At 60.7% G+C, this 15685-nt stretch carries 11 protein-coding genes, 1 pseudogene and 1 riboswitch; of the genes and pseudogenes, 7 read left to right on the top strand and 5 right to left on the bottom strand.

The features are described 5' to 3' along the window. Positions 1–97: 97 nt before the first annotated feature. Together ACIQ47_RS07060 and ACIQ47_RS07055 are read left to right on the top strand one after the other, a co-directional pair. Entirely contained in the window at positions 98–1210 is a 1113-nt protein-coding gene (locus ACIQ47_RS07060; protein WP_396437468.1) for an aminoglycoside phosphotransferase family protein, read from the top strand. Positions 1211–1212: 2 nt separating this feature from the next. Next, entirely contained in the window at positions 1213–1935 is a 723-nt protein-coding gene (locus tag ACIQ47_RS07055) for a 16S rRNA (uracil(1498)-N(3))-methyltransferase (RefSeq protein WP_396437467.1), read from the top strand. Positions 1936–2014: 79 nt separating this feature from the next. Here ACIQ47_RS07055 and ACIQ47_RS07050 read toward each other — a convergent pair whose 3' ends face one another. Together ACIQ47_RS07050 and ACIQ47_RS07045 are read right to left on the bottom strand one after the other, a co-directional pair. Further along, entirely contained in the window at positions 2015–2764 is a 750-nt protein-coding gene (locus tag ACIQ47_RS07050; protein ID WP_396437466.1) for a flagellar motor protein MotB, read from the bottom strand. After that, on the bottom strand, positions 2765–3733 hold the full coding sequence (locus ACIQ47_RS07045) for a hypothetical protein (protein ID WP_396437465.1): 969 nt from the start codon (positions 3731–3733) through the stop codon (positions 2765–2767). It abuts the gene before it with no gap. 111 nt (positions 3734–3844) lie between these two features. Beyond that, a riboswitch (S-adenosyl-L-homocysteine riboswitch) is annotated at positions 3845–3942 on the top strand. Positions 3943–4020: 78 nt separating this feature from the next. Between ACIQ47_RS07045 and ahcY the strand changes: the two genes are divergently transcribed. The 4 genes from ahcY to ACIQ47_RS07025 are packed head-to-tail and all read left to right on the top strand — an operon-like array spanning position 4021 to position 7983. Continuing rightward, positions 4021–5454: an adenosylhomocysteinase gene (gene ahcY, locus ACIQ47_RS07040; protein ID WP_396437464.1), complete on the top strand. Its 1434-nt coding sequence runs from the start codon at positions 4021–4023 to the stop codon at positions 5452–5454. A 10-nt stretch (positions 5455–5464) separates the two neighbouring features. Next, positions 5465–6313 (top strand): TlyA family RNA methyltransferase, encoded by an 849-nt coding sequence (locus ACIQ47_RS07035; RefSeq protein ID WP_296291176.1) that lies wholly within the window; start codon positions 5465–5467, stop codon positions 6311–6313. A gap of 18 nt (positions 6314–6331) precedes the next feature. Further along, on the top strand, positions 6332–7177 hold the full coding sequence (gene metF / locus ACIQ47_RS07030) for a methylenetetrahydrofolate reductase [NAD(P)H] (RefSeq protein ID WP_396437463.1): 846 nt from the start codon (positions 6332–6334) through the stop codon (positions 7175–7177). An 11-nt stretch (positions 7178–7188) separates the two neighbouring features. Further along, entirely contained in the window at positions 7189–7983 is a 795-nt protein-coding gene (locus tag ACIQ47_RS07025) for an HAD-IIB family hydrolase (protein WP_396437462.1), read from the top strand. 9 nt (positions 7984–7992) lie between these two features. Here ACIQ47_RS07025 and wbaP read toward each other — a convergent pair whose 3' ends face one another. Then, on the bottom strand, positions 7993–9477 hold the full coding sequence (gene wbaP / locus ACIQ47_RS07020; protein ID WP_396437461.1) for an undecaprenyl-phosphate galactose phosphotransferase WbaP: 1485 nt from the start codon (positions 9475–9477) through the stop codon (positions 7993–7995). Continuing rightward, positions 9474–10421: a glycosyltransferase family 2 protein gene (locus ACIQ47_RS07015; RefSeq protein ID WP_396437460.1), complete on the bottom strand. Its 948-nt coding sequence runs from the start codon at positions 10419–10421 to the stop codon at positions 9474–9476. Before ACIQ47_RS07015 ends, wbaP begins: the two co-directional genes overlap by 4 nt. A gap of 149 nt (positions 10422–10570) precedes the next feature. On the opposite strand from ACIQ47_RS07015, the gene ACIQ47_RS07010 reads away from it, so the two are divergent. Continuing rightward, positions 10571–11740: a methyltransferase gene (locus ACIQ47_RS07010; protein WP_396437459.1), complete on the top strand. Its 1170-nt coding sequence runs from the start codon at positions 10571–10573 to the stop codon at positions 11738–11740. Between the two features lie 64 nt (positions 11741–11804). Here ACIQ47_RS07010 and ACIQ47_RS07005 read toward each other — a convergent pair. Beyond that, positions 11805–15685 (bottom strand): annotated as a pseudogene (locus ACIQ47_RS07005) (excinuclease ABC subunit A); the annotation flags it as partial.

The following is a 15685-nucleotide window of genomic DNA, read 5'->3' as shown; positions in this document are numbered from 1 at the left end:
GGGACAGGGAAAAGGGGCACGACGATGGGGCAGAGTTTGGACACGCGAGAGGTACAGGCAAAGCGCTTGTTGCGGACTTTGTAAAATGGGATTATCCATGAGCCACCCCACCCAGCCCACCACTTTACCCCCCCACCCAAGCCAAGCCGACAGCGTCAGCTGGACCGATCCGGCCCGGCAAGTGGTTTTTGACCGCTGGTTGTCTGGTTTGGCCGCCTCCCTCGGCCTTTTTCCCGCCAGTTTACGCGTGGCCTCGGCCGACGCCAGCTTTCGCCGCTACCTGCGGGTGAACAGCGTAGGCGGCGGCAGCCGCATCGTCATGGACGCGCCGCCCGACAAGGAAAATTCCGAGCCCTTCGTGCGCATCGCCGCCTTGATGAAAGCTGCTGGGCTGCATGCACCCGAGGTGCTGAACTGGGACCAGGCCCACGGCTTCATGTTGCTGACTGATCTGGGTGACGCCACCATGATGTCGGCCATCGACCCCGAGCACCCCCAGGCCAACCACGGCCTGTACATGCAGGCAGTGGACGTGCTGGTGCAATGGCAACTGACCTCGCGCCCCGGCGTCCTGCCGCCGTATGTCGCCGCGCTCCTCAACAGGGAGCTGAGCCTGTTTCCGGACTGGTATTTGGCCCAACACAGGGGCGTTCAACTGCAAGGCGCGCAGCGCGAGGTGTTCGACAAGGCCTTTGCCCTGATCGTGCAGCGCAACCTGGCCGCGCCCAGCGTTTACGTGCACCGCGACTTCATGCCGCGCAACCTGATGATGCCGTTTCAGAATGAACAGCTCGGTGTATTGGACTTCCAGGACGCGGTCTATGGCCCCATCAGCTACGACATCGCCAGCCTGATGCGGGACGCGTTCCTGAGCTGGGACGAGGACTTTGTGCTCGACATCACCATTCGCTATTGGGAAAAAGCCCGCAAAACCGGGCTGATGGACTTTGAAGACTGGCACAGCGACTTTGGCGCTTTTTACCGCGCCGTCGAATGGATGGGGCTGCAGCGCCACCTGAAAGTGGCCGGCATCTTTGCCCGCCTGACGCTGCGCGACGGCAAGCCCAAATACCTGGCCGATGCGCCGCGTTTTCTGCATTACATCCGCACCACCTGCGACCGCTACCGCGAACTGGGCCCACTGCTCAAACTGATCGACGAGATCGAGGGCACCACCCCTCAAGTGGGTTTTGCATACGGACGCATGTGAAGATGTCCCGCTTTTACTGCCCCACCCATTTGGCCACCGGCTTGACCCTGAGTCTGCCCCCGGGGGCTGCACGCCATGTGCAAGTGCTGCGCCTGCAGCCGGGCGATGCCATCACCTTGTTCAACGGCGAAGGCGGCGAGTTTGACACCACCGTGACCCGTATGGGCCGCAGCGATGTCGAGGTTGCCGTGGGTGCGCACCACGCCATCGAGCGCGAAGCCCACCGTGCGGTGCACTTGCTGGCGGGCATCACGGCCAACGAGCGCATGGACTGGCTGGTGGAAAAAGCCACCGAACTGGGTGTGGCCAGCATCACCCCGCTGGTGGCCGAGCGCAGCGTGCTCAAGCTCAAAGGCGAGCGGGCCGAAAAAAAATTGGCGCATTGGCAAGGCGTGGCGGTGGCTGCGGCCGAGCAGTGCGGGCGCAACCGCGTGCCCCCCATCCACCCGGCCATGACACTGACCGAATGGCTGAAGAAGTCCGCGCCTGGCGAGCGCTGGGTCTTGTCCTTGTCGGGTAACACTCAACCTGTACCCCGCCAAGCCAGCCAAGCGCCAGTGACCGTGTTGAGCGGCCCCGAAGGCGGCCTGAGCCCTGGCGAAGAAGGCACCGCATTGGCCGCCGGTTTCGCCCCGGTGTCGTTGGGGCCACGCGTGTTGCGCGCCGAGACAGCACCTCTGGCGGTGTTGGCTGTTTGCGCCCAAGAACCGAGCGCTGCAGCCTAAATCACCTTGCAGTTCTGTCTGCGTCTGCCCTTGGCAAAAGCCCGACTGCGGACAATATCTATCTGTGGCGCGGCGAAGGTCAGCGGCTGGTGACGGGGCATTTGAAGTCGTCGTCCCAAGGAAGAGGGGTGGATTCTTCGGGTTCGCAGTCAGTGGCTTTCGGACTGCAGGTTTTTTTCAGTTCCTTGAACTCCAGGCGCAATTCAACACGGCGGCTTTTTTCTGGATTGTTCAAGATGGCCGAATTGAACGAGGACCCACCCACAAAAAACATTTCCCTGATGGTCTTGCGGTCGTTCTGGGTGGGCGCGTCCGGTGCTTTGGCGTCCAGCAGCACGCACAGCACGCGTTGCGATCGCTCCAAGCTGAGGTTGAGGTTGTAAAGGTAAGAGCCTTCGGGGCTGGCATAGCCTTCCAACACAAACCGTTTGAGCCAAGCTTGGCAGGACGGGCTGCGGGCTGTGTCCAGAATTTGGGGCACAAAGCGCCGCAAAAATCCCATGCGTTGGCTCTCAAGCTCATTGCTGTCTTTGCCAAATTCAGCCAATGTGCCGAAGTCCAGGGTTTGGCCGCGCAGTTGAACCCCTTTGAATTCAGGGCGCTGGATGCGGGTTCGCAGATCGGCCAAGCAAGTTTGTATCGCAGCGTCGCGTGACAGCCGAGTCTCGTCCATTTTTCGCAGCCCTTGCGTGACGCCCAGCAAGGCTGCAGCCATGGTCACCAAAAAAAGCACCATCAATGCGGTCATCAAATCTGAATAGGAAATCCAGAAAGGATTTTCGGCCCCTTCCTGAGACCGTTTGCGCGGCGGGACTGGCGTGCCGAACATTCAGGCTTTCACTCGCGGAGCTGTCGGTGCATTCAGGCGCAGTTGGCTGAGAATTTTGTAAGACAGCGCAGCTTGCATTTCCGTGGCCAGCGTCAGGCGCTCCATGTATTCGGCACCCCCCTTGGGAACAAACAAACGGTCCAGCAGTTGCTGCAGCGTTTCAACCTGACGGTAGCGGGCTGAAAGCAGGGCTTTTTCAAGCCAAGTGAAAATCATGGCCAAGGTGATGGCAACGGCTGAGATCCAAAAGGCCTGCCCTACGGTTTGTACCAATTGGCTCAAGGCCATTTGGACCTGCTCTGGGCTGGAAACATCAAAGTTCATGAGCCCCGTGATCAGTCCGGTGAAGGTGCCAATGATGCCCACGCCAGTCAAAATGCCTGGGACATGTTTGTAAAAGTGGGTTTGCAATGGGGAGTCCACCAACGCATGTTCGCTGAAATAGTGCTCCGCAGGGGCGGTGGCTTGCCAGCCCCCCGACTGGTGCTGGCCACTGGCCTCGAGTTGCTGGACTTCTTCGAGAGCCAGTTGGTAGATTTGCCAAAGGCTGGCCATGCGGGGGTCGCTCTGGGTGAACTGCTCAATCTCCGAAAAGTCCAGATGGCCGCCATGTGAAGCCATGCTCATCTCCGCAAAAAAGCTTTTGGATAATTGGCTGACACGGGCGCGTGCCACGCCCAATGGGCCGGCATCGGTCGGCATCCAACGGGCATGCAAAGTGTGGGCGTACTGTTGCCAAATATGCAAAAAGCGGTGATCGGCCATGATGTCACGCTCAATCTCCAAGAGGTTCAAAGTCTGGGGCGTGTGGTCTTTCAGCGCTCGTTGAAGGTCTTGAATGACCTGCGTCAATCGCTTTTGGAGTTCCAGCGCCGGCCAGACGAAGCGAAGGAGGTAAGACAGGGACAGCAACACCAGCACAGCCGAGACCGCCATCCAATGCCAGTATGAGGTGAGTAAATTTTCCATTAAGAGCTGGTGCCAGTTGCGTCATGGTGAAGTGCTGGTCATTTTGCATGAATTGGAGGCTTTATCCCCATTAGAAGTTTCGGGTCTGAGCCGCTCATCTATAATGACAACCATTCCGAGGAGCGTTGCAGCGCCCCCTGACTTGCCAGCCAAGTCGGCAGCGGGGCGTGAGGCTCGGAACACTTCAACAGCAACGACGCTCATCCACACGACGTGCGGTGAGCCTGTTTTTCCCATCAGTGCTTTCCCATGCTTGTGGTTCATTCACATGACCTGGAGCTTTTCTCATGAATGCACGTATGCCTTCCACCCTCAACGCCGACTGCGTGATCGCTGACATCGGCCTGGCCGATTGGGGTCGCAAAGAAATCAAAATCGCCGAAACCGAAATGCCCGGCCTCATGGCCATCCGCGAAGAGTTCAACAAGGCGCAGCCCTTGAAGGGCGCACGCATCACCGGCTCGCTGCACATGACCATTCAGACGGCTGTGCTGATCGAGACCTTGCAAGCCTTGGGCGCTGATGTGCGCTGGGCCTCTTGCAACATCTTCTCAACCCAAGACCACGCCGCTGCTGCCATTGCAGCCAAAGGCACACCGGTGTTCGCCATCAAGGGCGAGACCTTGGCCGATTACTGGGATTACACCCACCGCATCTTTGAATTCGGCGCAGCAGGAACAGAAGGCGAAGGCCCCAACATGATCCTGGACGACGGCGGCGACGCCACTTTGCTGATGCACCTGGGCAAGCGCGCCGAAACCGACGCGTCTTTGATCGCCAATCCCGGCAGCGAAGAAGAAGTGTGTTTGTTCAACGCGATCAAAGCCAAATTGGCGATTGACCCCACTTGGTACACACGCAAGGGCGCGCACATCATTGGCGTGACCGAAGAGACCACCACCGGCGTGTTGCGCCTGAACGAAATGGCCGCCAAAGGCAGCCTGATGTTCCGCGCCATCAATGTGAACGACTCGGTGACCAAGAGCAAGTTCGACAACCTTTACGGCTGCCGCGAATCTTTGGTCGATTCGATCAAGCGCGCTACCGACGTGATGATCGCCGGCAAAGTGGCCGTGGTTGCCGGTTACGGTGACGTGGGCAAGGGCTCGGCACAAGCCCTGCGCGCCCTGAGCGCCCAAGTGTGGGTGACCGAGATCGACCCGATCAACGCCCTGCAAGCTGCGATGGAAGGCTTCAAGGTCGTGACCATGGAATACGCCGCCGACAAGTGCGACATCTTTGTGTCCGCCACCGGCAACAAGAACGTGATCCGCTACGAGCACATGGCCGCCATGAAAGACGAAGCCATCGTCTGCAACATTGGCCACTTTGACAACGAAATCGACGTTGTTTCGCTGGAAAAGTTGCAATGGGACGAGATCAAGCCGCAAGTTGATCACATCATCTTCCCCGACGGCAAGAAGATCACCCTGTTGGCCAAGGGCCGCTTGGTGAACTTGGGTTGCGCCACCGGCCACCCCAGTTTCGTGATGTCGTCTTCGTTCGCCAACCAGACCATCGCCCAGATCGAGCTGTTCACCAAGCAAGACCAGTACGAAAACGGCAAGGTCTATGTGCTGCCCAAGCACCTGGACGAAAAAGTGGCCCGTTTGCACCTGAAGAAAGTCGGCGCGATGCTGTCCGAACTCAGCGAAGAACAAGCCGCTTACATCGGCGTGTCCAAGAACGGTCCTTACAAAGCCGACACTTACCGTTATTGAAATCCACCTGATGCGCATCGACCAACTTCTCGTGGAGCGCGGCTTGGCCGCCTCCCGTTCTCAAGCTCAACGACTGATTGCTGGGGGCGTGAAGTGGCAGCAGCCTGACGGAGGTTGGCGCGCGGTGGTGAAAAACCGCGACGAGGTGCCCGAGAGTGCTGCTTTGCAGCTGCTCGACGACGCCGAGTCGCGCTATGTGTCGCGTGGCGGCCTCAAGCTCGAAGGGGCCTTGAAGGCCACGGGTGTTCTGGTAGATGGTTTGCGTTGCCTGGATGTGGGGCAAAGCACGGGCGGCTTCACCGACTGCTTGTTGCAGCACGGCGCGGCCGAGGTGGTGGGCATTGATGTGGGCCACGCCCAGGTGCATCCGCGCATCAGCCAAGATGAGCGGGTGGTCTGCATCGAAGGCGTGAACGCCCGCGAGCTGGAACCCGGTGATGAGCGGGTGCCCGAAGCGCTGCAGGGTTTTGACCTGATGGTGGGCGATGTGTCCTTCATCTCGCTGACCTTGGTGTTGCCGGGCGTGGTGCATTTGCTCAAGCCCACGGGCCAGTTGCTCATGTTGGTGAAACCCCAGTTTGAGCTGCAGCCGGGCCAAGTGGGCAAGGGCGGCATCGTGAAAGACGACACCCATTTTCCGTTCATCGAAAACCGTGTGCGCACAACTTTGACCGAGTTGGGCATGCAAGTGACGGCTTGGTTGGACAGCCCGATTGAAGGTGGCGACGGCAACCGTGAATTTTTTGTGCAGGCCTGTTGGCCTGACCCTGCGTCAGTGGCTCCCGCACGCGAAAAAGCACGCGAAGCCCACGAGGCTGATCTGGCCGCCTTGGCCTATGCCAAGGCCAACGACTATTGAATTTTTGAAGGTGTTGAGATGTCTGGTTTGAAGCTGCCCATCAGCCTGGAATTTTTTCCACCCAAAACCCCCGAAGGCGCAGACAAGCTGCGCGGTGTGCGTCAAGCGCTCTATGGCTTAAAGCCAGAGTTTTGCTCGGTGACCTACGGCGCTGGGGGCTCCACACAAGAAGGCACCTTTGCCACCGTGGGTGCGATCCTGGCCGAGGGCGTGCCTGCGGCCTCGCACTTTTCTTGCATTGGTGCGACCCAAGCTTCGGTGCGCGCTGAATTGGCCACGCTCAAAGCCATGGGCGTCAAGCGGCTGGTGGCTTTGCGCGGCGACTTGCCCAGCGGCTACGGTGCTGGTGGCGAGTTCCATTACGCCAGCGATTTGGTGGCCTTCATCCGAGCTGAGACCGGTGACGATTTCCACATCGAAGTGGCGGCCTACCCCGAAATTCATCCTCAGGCCAAGTCCCCCGATGCCGACTTGCACGCCTTTGCCACCAAGATAAAAGCCGGGGCCAACTCGGCCATCACGCAATACTTCTTCAACAGCGATGCGTATTTCCGTTTTGTGGACGACGCCTACAAACTGGGTGTCGATGTGCCCGTCGTGCCGGGCATCATGCCGATTACCAGCTCAGCACAATTACTGCGCTTCTCAGACGCCTGCGGGGCCGAGATCCCGCGCTGGATCCGGCTGCGCCTGCAAGCCTATGGCGACGACACTGACTCCATCAAGGCCTTCGGCCTGGACGTGGTGTCCGACCTTTGCGAGCAACTCATCAACGGCGGCGTGCCCGCCATCCACTTCTACACCATGAACCAGAGTGCGGCCACGTTGGCGGTGCTCCAGCGTCTGAAGTCGCTGGCCCACTGAGGCGCCGCGCCATGCTGGACCTGACGCATTGGCCACGCCCCCCCAAGCCCTGGCTGGGGGTGTTCACCGACATCGATGACACCTTGACCACCAACGGGGCCATCACCGACGACGCATTGCAGTCCCTGCGCGACCTGAAGCAAGCCGGCCTCACGGTCATTCCCATCACTGGTCGCCCCATGGGATGGAGCCGAGACTTGGCCCGCAGATGGCCCGTGGATGCGGTGGTGGCCGAAAACGGTGCCGCCGCCTGGGTTCCACAACCGCAAGGCTCCCCCCAGGCTTTTTACCAGCAAAACGAGGCTGTACGTACCGCTAACTTTGCGCGCATGCAGTCCGTTGCTGCGAGAATTTTGCGCGAGGTGCCCGGCGCTGTTTTGGCGCGCGACAGCGCAGGCCGCGAAACCGACATCGCCATTGACCACAGCGAATTCACGCACCTGCCCGCTGCGGCCATTGACCAAGTGATGCGCATCATGCGCAGCGAATCCATGGTGGCCACCGTGAGCAGCATCCACATCAACGGCTGGTTCGGCGAACACCACAAACTCAGTGGCGCACGCTGGATTTTGCAAGCCCTTTTGGGACGTTCACTGGACCAAGAATTGCAGCAATGGGTGTATGTGGGCGACTCGACCAACGACCAAGTGATGTTCGAACACTTCCCCTTCAGTGTGGGTGTGGCCAACATCGCGCGCTTTGAGTCGCAGTTGCAGTTCAAGCCGCGGTTTGTAACCCAAGCACACAGGGGGGCCGGGTTCACCGAGTTGGCACAACGGATTTTGCAGTCAACCCCGACCCACTGAGTCTGGGTCTCAGTAAGCACCCTGGCGGGTCAACACCACCGAAATGGTTTTGAACAGGATGACCAAGTCGTGCCACAGGGACCAGTTCTTGACGTACCAGCTGTCAAGGTAGACCCGCGTGTCGTAATCCACATCGTTGCGTCCGCTGACTTGCCACAGGCCGGTCATGCCCGGGCGCACCATCAGGTAATAGCCCACCTGATCCCCATAACGGGGCAATTCACTGCGCACCACCGGGCGTGGGCCCACCAGACTCATCTCACCCCGGATCACGTTGATCAGTTGAGGCAACTCGTCCAGGCTGGTGCGCCTTAAGAACCGCCCAAGGGGGCTGACCCGAGGATCTGAACGCAATTTGTGCTCGACCTGCCATTGCTTGCGCAATTCGGGTTGGCGCTGCAGCAATTGCTCGAGCTGTTTTTCGGCATCGACCACCATGGTGCGGAACTTGTAGCAATTGAAGACCCGGCCTTTTTTGCCAATGCGCGGGTGCGCAAACAAAGCCGGACCGCCATCACGTCGGATGGCCCAGGCCACCAGCAAAAAGCCCGGGCTGAGCAGCACCAGCAGCATGAGCGCAGCCAGGGTGTCAAACAGCCTTTTGGTCAGCCTTGCTGGCCACCTGCGCAAGTTGTTGCGCATGCGCAGCAAGGCCACTTCGTGCGAGAAAAAGTGCGACATGTCCGTGCCGTGCAAAGGCACGCCCCGCATGGCAGGTATGACGCTGATGTCCGGCGCACCCCATTGGGCCAATTGCCGCAGCCATTGCTCGCGCTGCTCGGACTGGGCGTGCTCGAGCGCAATGACCCACTGAATGCCCGGCGCTTTCGCATAAGACGCCATGTCCTGGGCACGCAAGCGGGGGTAGGTCTTGTCCGAAGCCTGACCCGCCACACCACCGGCGTCGACAAAACCCCGCACAGCAAATCCCAGCTCGGGTTGGCTGTTCAGGGCCAAGGCCGCCTCCTCGGCATTTGGGCCAATGCCAATGATGACCGTAGGTCGGTACCACAGCGAAAACTTCTTGAGGATTTGCCGCGTCACATGGCGCATCAGCACCAGCATGAGCAAGGCCAACAACCAAGACAGCAGCCACCACAGACGCGAAGCGTTCCAGCGGGTCATGGCCACCAAGGCCATGTCCATCAAGGCAAGCACGCTCACCAAACGGAAAAAGTCACCCAGCTCGTCCCACACCGGTCGGCGGTCGCTGTAGTGCTGGTAGCGGGTCAAGAGCAAGACCAGCCCCAGCAAGCCGATCAGGCCCCACGCCAAGAAGCGCTGACCGTCCTGCCCGGCCCACCAGACGTTGAAGGTCACCCCAGGAGGTGCCACCAAGGCAACCGCCAGCCACAAGGACAACACAAAAGCCGAAGCCATGGCCAAAGCGTCCCCCAGCAAAATGGCCAGCTTGGACAGCCGCACCTGCATCAGGCTGAGGTGGGCCACAGACAGGTCCGAAGCCAGCGCGGCGGTTTTTTCGGGATGGCTCACGCCCAGAACCCTTTGTGCATAGACAGCTGTTTTTTGAGCGCCAAAGGCCAGCGTGTATGCGCGCAACCCAAGCGGTAAGCGAGCGCTTTGAGCAAGGTGCGCAGCATTGCCTCGGGCAAGCGCCAAGGGGCGTGCCGAGCCAGAAATCGGGTTTCTGATTTCAGGAACCTGAGGCCCTCACGGCCCGCTTTGCCAAAGTCCCGGATCATCCAGTTTTCATCGTGGTGAAACACGCCCGTGTCAAAGTAGCGTGCAAATTCGCTGGTCAAAGAATAGTTATGCGAATGATAAACGAGTGCCTGCGCCTCGTAGCGAATCGCATGGCCCTGCTGCAACAGGCGAGCGGCCAAGTGCGTGTCTTCGCCCACGATCACGCGGCTTGAAAAGCCCCCCACCTCGCGCAGCGCCGACAAGCGGTAAGCGGCAAAAGAGTTAGACAAAAAACACGCCTTGATGCCCAAACGGTCCTTGTCCGACCAGCGCCGGGTTTGGCTTTGCGCCGGGTAGTTAAAAAGCCGGGCGTGCGCCGCGATCTGGCTGGCATCGGGGTGCGGCAGTTGGCGGCCATAGACAGCGGCCACCGCAGGGTCAGAAAAACCCGACAACAAACACCCGATGGCCTCAGGATCGACCAACACCGCGTCCTGGGTAAGGAACACCACAAACTCGACCCCGGCAGGCAAGCGGTCGATGCCCCATTGGCGTGTGCCACCGTGGTTAAAGTGCTTGCGCTCAACCGGATGGACCGTCAGTCCCGCCTGCGTTGTTTGGGTCAAACTGCCGTCGGTGGACTCCGAATCCAGCACCCAACAATGCGCAGGCACAGGTGTTTGCGCCTGCAAACTTGTTAAAAAATTAGGCCACAAGGGACCCGGATTGCAAGTGGGCACCAACACAGCCACATTCTCCGATAAAAAAGCAAAGGTCGGACTGGGGGCAGGCATGGGCGGGCTGGTCTGATTGGGTGTATCCACAAGCGCTATTTTGCCTGCTCCCAAGTTGCCGAAGAACGGGCAGGTTTTCGCGGCAGCCCGTGCAGCGACCGCTATGATGCAAGCTCAACAGCACACCGGTCACTGGGCCGCAATTTCTCATGACCCCACCGGCCCCCCTGACTTGGCAAGAAGATGGCCAAACCCGCAGCGCACTGTGGGTGACCGACCAAGGGGCCCGCCCCCCCAGCAAGGTGATGGTGGTGGATGACACGCTGAACGCAGACACCGCCTACCGCCTGGCCTGTGAAGGCACGGGTTTGCTCTGGCGCGGCGACTTTCAAAATGCCCGCCAGCTGCTGCAGGCGCTCAAACGCCGCCTGGAGCGTCCTGCACGCCCCAAAAAATCCTCGACCAAACCCCGCGACAGCGCACACCCAGCCCCTTCGGCCTTCAATGCCCACCGCCAAGCGCAATCTCAACGCGCCCGCGTGCTCAGCCAAATTCTGATCGAGTTGCAGCCCGACTACAACATCGCGCTGCGCCGAGCGCCCGCTGCGCAAACCGCTTGTCAACAAGCCTTTGGGCCTGCCGATGGACAGAACCGCGTGGTGTCCTTGCGCAGTTTGCAAGGCGTCATTGGCGCGTTCGAGTGGCGCAAAAATGGCGTCGAGGTGCCCGCACTGGGCGAGAACTTGATCATCCACCCGCACTACGGCGTGTTTTCGCCCGTGCGGGGTGAGTATGTCCAACTCGTGGCCCAAGCCCCATGGCCTGCTGCTTTGAAGACGCACTCGGTGGCTTTTGACATCGGGGTGGGCACCGGCGTCTTGTCGGCCCTGCTGGCTCGCAGAGGTGCAGCGCAAGTGATCGCCACCGACCTGTCTGAGCGTGCATTGGCATGCGCCCGCGACAACCTGCAGCGCCTGGGCCTGCAAAACCAGGTTCAGCTCTTGCACACCGATTTGTTTCCACCTGGCCAGGCCGCGCTGGTGGTTTGCAACCCGCCGTGGCTGCCAGCACGCCCGACCTCGCTGCTGGAACAGGCGGTCTATGACGAAGGCAGTCAGATGCTCAAAGGCTTTCTGGGTGGCCTGAAGGCGCACCTGATTGAAGGCGGCGAAGGCTGGCTGATCTTGTCGGACCTGGCCGAACACCTGGATTTGCGCACACGCGAAGAACTGCTGAGCTGGATCGCCGCAGCGGGTCTGCAAGTGCTGGGCCGCACGGACGTGAAACCGGTACATGGCAAAGCACAGGACCCTAACGACCCGCTGCATGCGGCGCGGGCAGCAGAGGTCACATCGCTTTGGCGATTGGGCAACCGGTAAACGCTGTCAGTCATGGATCCGGGGTCGAGCCCGGGGTCCATCTTTTCAACCCGCGCCTCCAACTTCACACCCTTGCCAGCACCGGCCCCAGCGCCACACCGGTGTGCGTGCCCAACAGCACCAAGGCCTCGGGCGTCATGGCCGCCACAATACGGCCTCCAGCGTTGCCGCCTTCAGGTCCCAGGTCAATGACCCAGTCGGCTTCGGCGATCACATCCAGGTCGTGTTCGATCACGATCACGCTGTGACCGGCGTTGACCAGTCTGTGCAGCACGCTGATGAGTTTGTCCACGTCGGCCATGTGCAGGCCCACCGTGGGTTCGTCCAGCACATACAGGGTGTGCGGCGCTTTGTTGCCGCGCTTGCCCACCTCGTCGCGCACCTTGGTCAGCTCGGTCACCAGCTTGATGCGCTGGGCCTCACCACCGCTCAATGTCGGTGAAGGCTGGCCCAGCGTGAGGTAACCCAAGCCCACATCCTTGAGCAACTGCAGCGGGTGCGCGATGCTGGGCATGCTGGCAAAGAAGTCCACGGCCTCGTCGACTTCCATCTTCAGCACATCGCCAATGCTTTTGCCGCGCCAGGTGACCGCCAGCGTCTCGGGGTTAAAGCGGGCGCCACGGCAAGTTTCGCAAGGCACTTTCACGTCGGGCAAAAAGCTCATCTCGATGGTGCGCATGCCCTGGCCTTCGCAGCCGGGGCAACGGCCTTCACCGGTGTTGAAGCTGAAGCGCCCGGCGGCATAACCACGGGCTTTGGCCTCCAAAGTTTCGGCGAACAGTTTGCGAACCGTGTCCCAAAAGCCGATGTAAGTGGCAGGGCAAGAGCGCGGTGTTTTGCCAATCGGTGTCTGGTCCACTTCGAGCACGCGGTCAATGGTTTCAAAGCCTTGTACATCCGTGCAGGCCGACAAAGCCACGCGTTGGCCAGCGTCTTGTGCGGTGCGGCCGGCAAAGGTCGATCGCTGGTTGACCAGCGCCTGCACGTTGGTCAACAACACATCGCGGGCCAAGGTGGATTTGCCCGAACCGCTGACGCCGGTCACGGCCACCAGTCGCTTGAGAGGCACCTGCACATCGACCTGGCGAAGGTTGTGCAGGTTGGCACCTGTCAAGCTAAGCCATTGCAGGGGAGCCGCTGCAGTCTCTGAAGCTTCTGCGTGGGGCCGTGGCGTGGGCGCTGATTTTGGCGTACCCCCGCCATATGAAGCGGCCGCGCCACCGCCCCGCGCAGAAGTACCCACAACGCGACGAACCTGCATCGGATGTTTCATCGCATGCAACAAATAGCGCCCGGTTTGCGAATCGGTCGACGCCGTGATGTCAGCCACCGACCCTTGGGCCACCAAGCGGCCACCGCGTTTGCCAGCACTCGGGCCGATGTCGATGATGTGGTCGGCGCGGCGGATGGTGTCTTCGTCGTGCTCCACCACCACCAGCGTGTTGCCCTTGTCGCTCAGGCTTTGCAAAGCGTTGAGCAAAATCCGGTTGTCGCGCGCGTGCAGGCCAATGGTGGGCTCGTCCAGCACGTAGCACACGCCTTGCAAGTTGCTGCCCAGTTGCGCGGCCAGGCGAATGCGCTGCGCCTCGCCGCCCGACAACGTGGGCGCACCCCGATCCAGCGTGAGGTAACCCAGGCCCACTTCTTCCAAAAATTCAAGGCGGCTCTTGATCTCGGGCACCAGATCGCGGGCAATGTCGGCGTCGCGGCCGGTGAGGTGCAGCTTGTCAACCCATTGCCGCACATCGGTGACCGACAAACTGGCGATGTCGGTGATGCGCCAGCCCTGGCCTGGGGCTGCGCCCAAACGCACAGCACGCGCCGTGGCATTCAGACGGGTGCCTTCGCAGCGGGGGCAGGCCACATTGGCCAGGTCTTCGATCTCGGGCTCAGCAAAGGTCTGCTCGCGGCCCTTGTCTTTGTCGTCGCGCACCGAGTCGTCGAACACTTGGCGTTCGTCTTTGCTGAGCTTGACGCCCGTGCCCACACAGTCGGGGCACCAGCCATGTTTGCTGTTGTACGAAAACAGACGTGGGTCGAGTTCGGCATACGAGGTGTCGCATGCGGGGCAAGCGCGCAGTGTGGAGAAAACGCGGTGCTGCCCGATGCGGGCGGTGGACTCGCCACTGAACATGGCTTCACGCAAACCGTCCAGATCGCTCAGCACATGGACCACGCCTTTGCCGTGCTCCAGCGTTTTGGTCAGGACTTGGCGCAGCGCGGTTTCTTGGGCGGGCAACACATCCAGGCTCGCCACGGGCAACTCGATGTTGTGTTCTTTGAACCGGTCAATGCGCGGAAAACCTTGCGTGGGCAAAAAGTCGCCGTCCACGCGCAAGTGCGTGTAACCCCGCGGCCGCGCCCAATCGGCCAGCTCGGTGTACACGCCCTTGCGGTTGACGACCAGCGGCGCCAGCAGGCCAATGTGCTGGCCCTTGAACTGCGTCATCAACTGGGCAATGATGCTGTCGGGCGTTTGCGGCTGCACGGGTGTGTTGTCGTGCACGCAGTGCTGAATGCCGAGCTTCACGAACAAAAGACGCAAGAAGTGCCAAACCTCGGTGGTGGTGCCCACGGTGGATTTTCGACCACCGCGCGACAAACGCTGCTCAATGGCCACGGTGGGCGGAATGCCATACACCGCATCGACCTCGGGGCGGCCTGCGGGCTGCACGATGCTTCGGGCATAAGCGTTCAGGCTTTCCAGATAGCGGCGCTGCCCTTCGTTGAACAGGATGTCAAACGCCAGCGTGGACTTGCCCGAACCGCTGACGCCGGTGACCACGTTGAACTTGCCGCGGGGAATGTCCACGCTCAGGTTTTTGAGGTTGTGCTCTTTGGCGTTGACGATCTGAATGTTGTTGTTCAAAACAGGCGCGCGTTTGGCAGGTATTGCGAGAGATCCTGCAGCCTCGCGACCCCGAACGCTCGCCAGCGAGGCTGCGGTGTCAGAGGGTGACGATTTTGGCGTACCCCCGCCGTATGAGGACCCCACTGACACCGCAGCCTCGCCCCCATAGACATTCGATCGACCACCCTCGCCCCCATAAGTGCTCAAACGCTCAGCCACACCCAACACCTCCCCCATGGACTCGGCGTACTCGCGCAGCGCCAGCCCGGTGTGAGATGTCGCGTGTTGACGCACGTCTTCGGGCGTGCCCTCCGCCACGATCAGGCCACCGGCATAACCACCTTCTGGCCCCAGATCAATCAGCCAATCGCTGGCACGGATCACATCCAGGTTGTGCTCGATGACGACGAGCGAATGCCCCGCTTCGAGCAGCTTGCGCAAAGCGCGCATGAGCTTGGCGATGTCGTCAAAGTGCAAACCGGTGGTCGGCTCGTCAAACAAAAACAGCGTGCCTTTGCGCGACAGACTCTGGCGGCTTTTGGACGCACTCTTGGCGGCCTCGGCCAGAAAGCCTGCGAGCTTCAAGCGCTGGGCCTCGCCACCCGACAGCGTGGGCACAGGTTGGCCCAAGCGCACATATTCCAGGCCCACATCCACGATGGGTTGCAGGGCACGGATCACGTCGCGGTCTTGCGCAAACAAAGCGGCGGCTTCACTCACCGTGAGGGCCAGCACGTCGGCCACGTTCAGGTGGCGCACCATGCCGCCGATGGCTTGGCGTTCGACGGTGATTTCCAAAATCTCGGGGCGATACCGCTTGCCATCGCAGTCGGGGCAACGCAAATACACATCGCTCAAGAACTGCATCTCGACGTGCTCAAAACCCGAGCCGCCACAAGTGGGGCAGCGCCCGTCACCGCCGTTGAAGCTGAACTTGCTGGCGGTGTAGCCGCGCTGGCGCGACAAAGGCGCGGTGGCAAAAATCTCGCGGATCGCATCCCATGCACCCACATAGCTCACCGGGTTGGAGCGGGCGGTTTTGCCAATCGGTGACTGGTCCACAAACACCACATCGCTCAGGTGGTCCGCACCCA

The organism is Limnohabitans sp., from assembly GCF_044373035.1.
In the GTDB taxonomy this organism is placed as follows: domain Bacteria; phylum Pseudomonadota; class Gammaproteobacteria; order Burkholderiales; family Burkholderiaceae_C; genus Limnohabitans_A.
Note: the sequence above shows the minus strand (reverse complement) of the source record. Positions and strands in the feature narration are given on the sequence as shown.

Excerpts from the sequence above, each read along its gene's own strand:
- ACIQ47_RS07060 (WP_396437468.1), top strand. The coding sequence starts at position 98 with ATGAGCCACCCCACCCAGCCCACCACTTTACCCCCCCACCCAAGCCAA.
- ACIQ47_RS07055 (WP_396437467.1), top strand. The coding sequence starts at position 1,213 with ATGTCCCGCTTTTACTGCCCCACCCATTTGGCCACCGGCTTGACCCTG.
- ACIQ47_RS07050 (WP_396437466.1), bottom strand. The coding sequence starts at position 2,764 with ATGTTCGGCACGCCAGTCCCGCCGCGCAAACGGTCTCAGGAAGGGGCC.
- ACIQ47_RS07045 (WP_396437465.1), bottom strand. The coding sequence starts at position 3,733 with ATGGAAAATTTACTCACCTCATACTGGCATTGGATGGCGGTCTCGGCT.
- ahcY (WP_396437464.1), top strand. The coding sequence starts at position 4,021 with ATGAATGCACGTATGCCTTCCACCCTCAACGCCGACTGCGTGATCGCT.
- ACIQ47_RS07035 (WP_296291176.1), top strand. The coding sequence starts at position 5,465 with ATGCGCATCGACCAACTTCTCGTGGAGCGCGGCTTGGCCGCCTCCCGT.
- metF (WP_396437463.1), top strand. The coding sequence starts at position 6,332 with ATGTCTGGTTTGAAGCTGCCCATCAGCCTGGAATTTTTTCCACCCAAA.
- ACIQ47_RS07025 (WP_396437462.1), top strand. The coding sequence starts at position 7,189 with ATGCTGGACCTGACGCATTGGCCACGCCCCCCCAAGCCCTGGCTGGGG.
- ACIQ47_RS07015 (WP_396437460.1), bottom strand. The coding sequence starts at position 10,421 with ATGCCTGCCCCCAGTCCGACCTTTGCTTTTTTATCGGAGAATGTGGCT.
- ACIQ47_RS07010 (WP_396437459.1), top strand. The coding sequence starts at position 10,571 with ATGACCCCACCGGCCCCCCTGACTTGGCAAGAAGATGGCCAAACCCGC.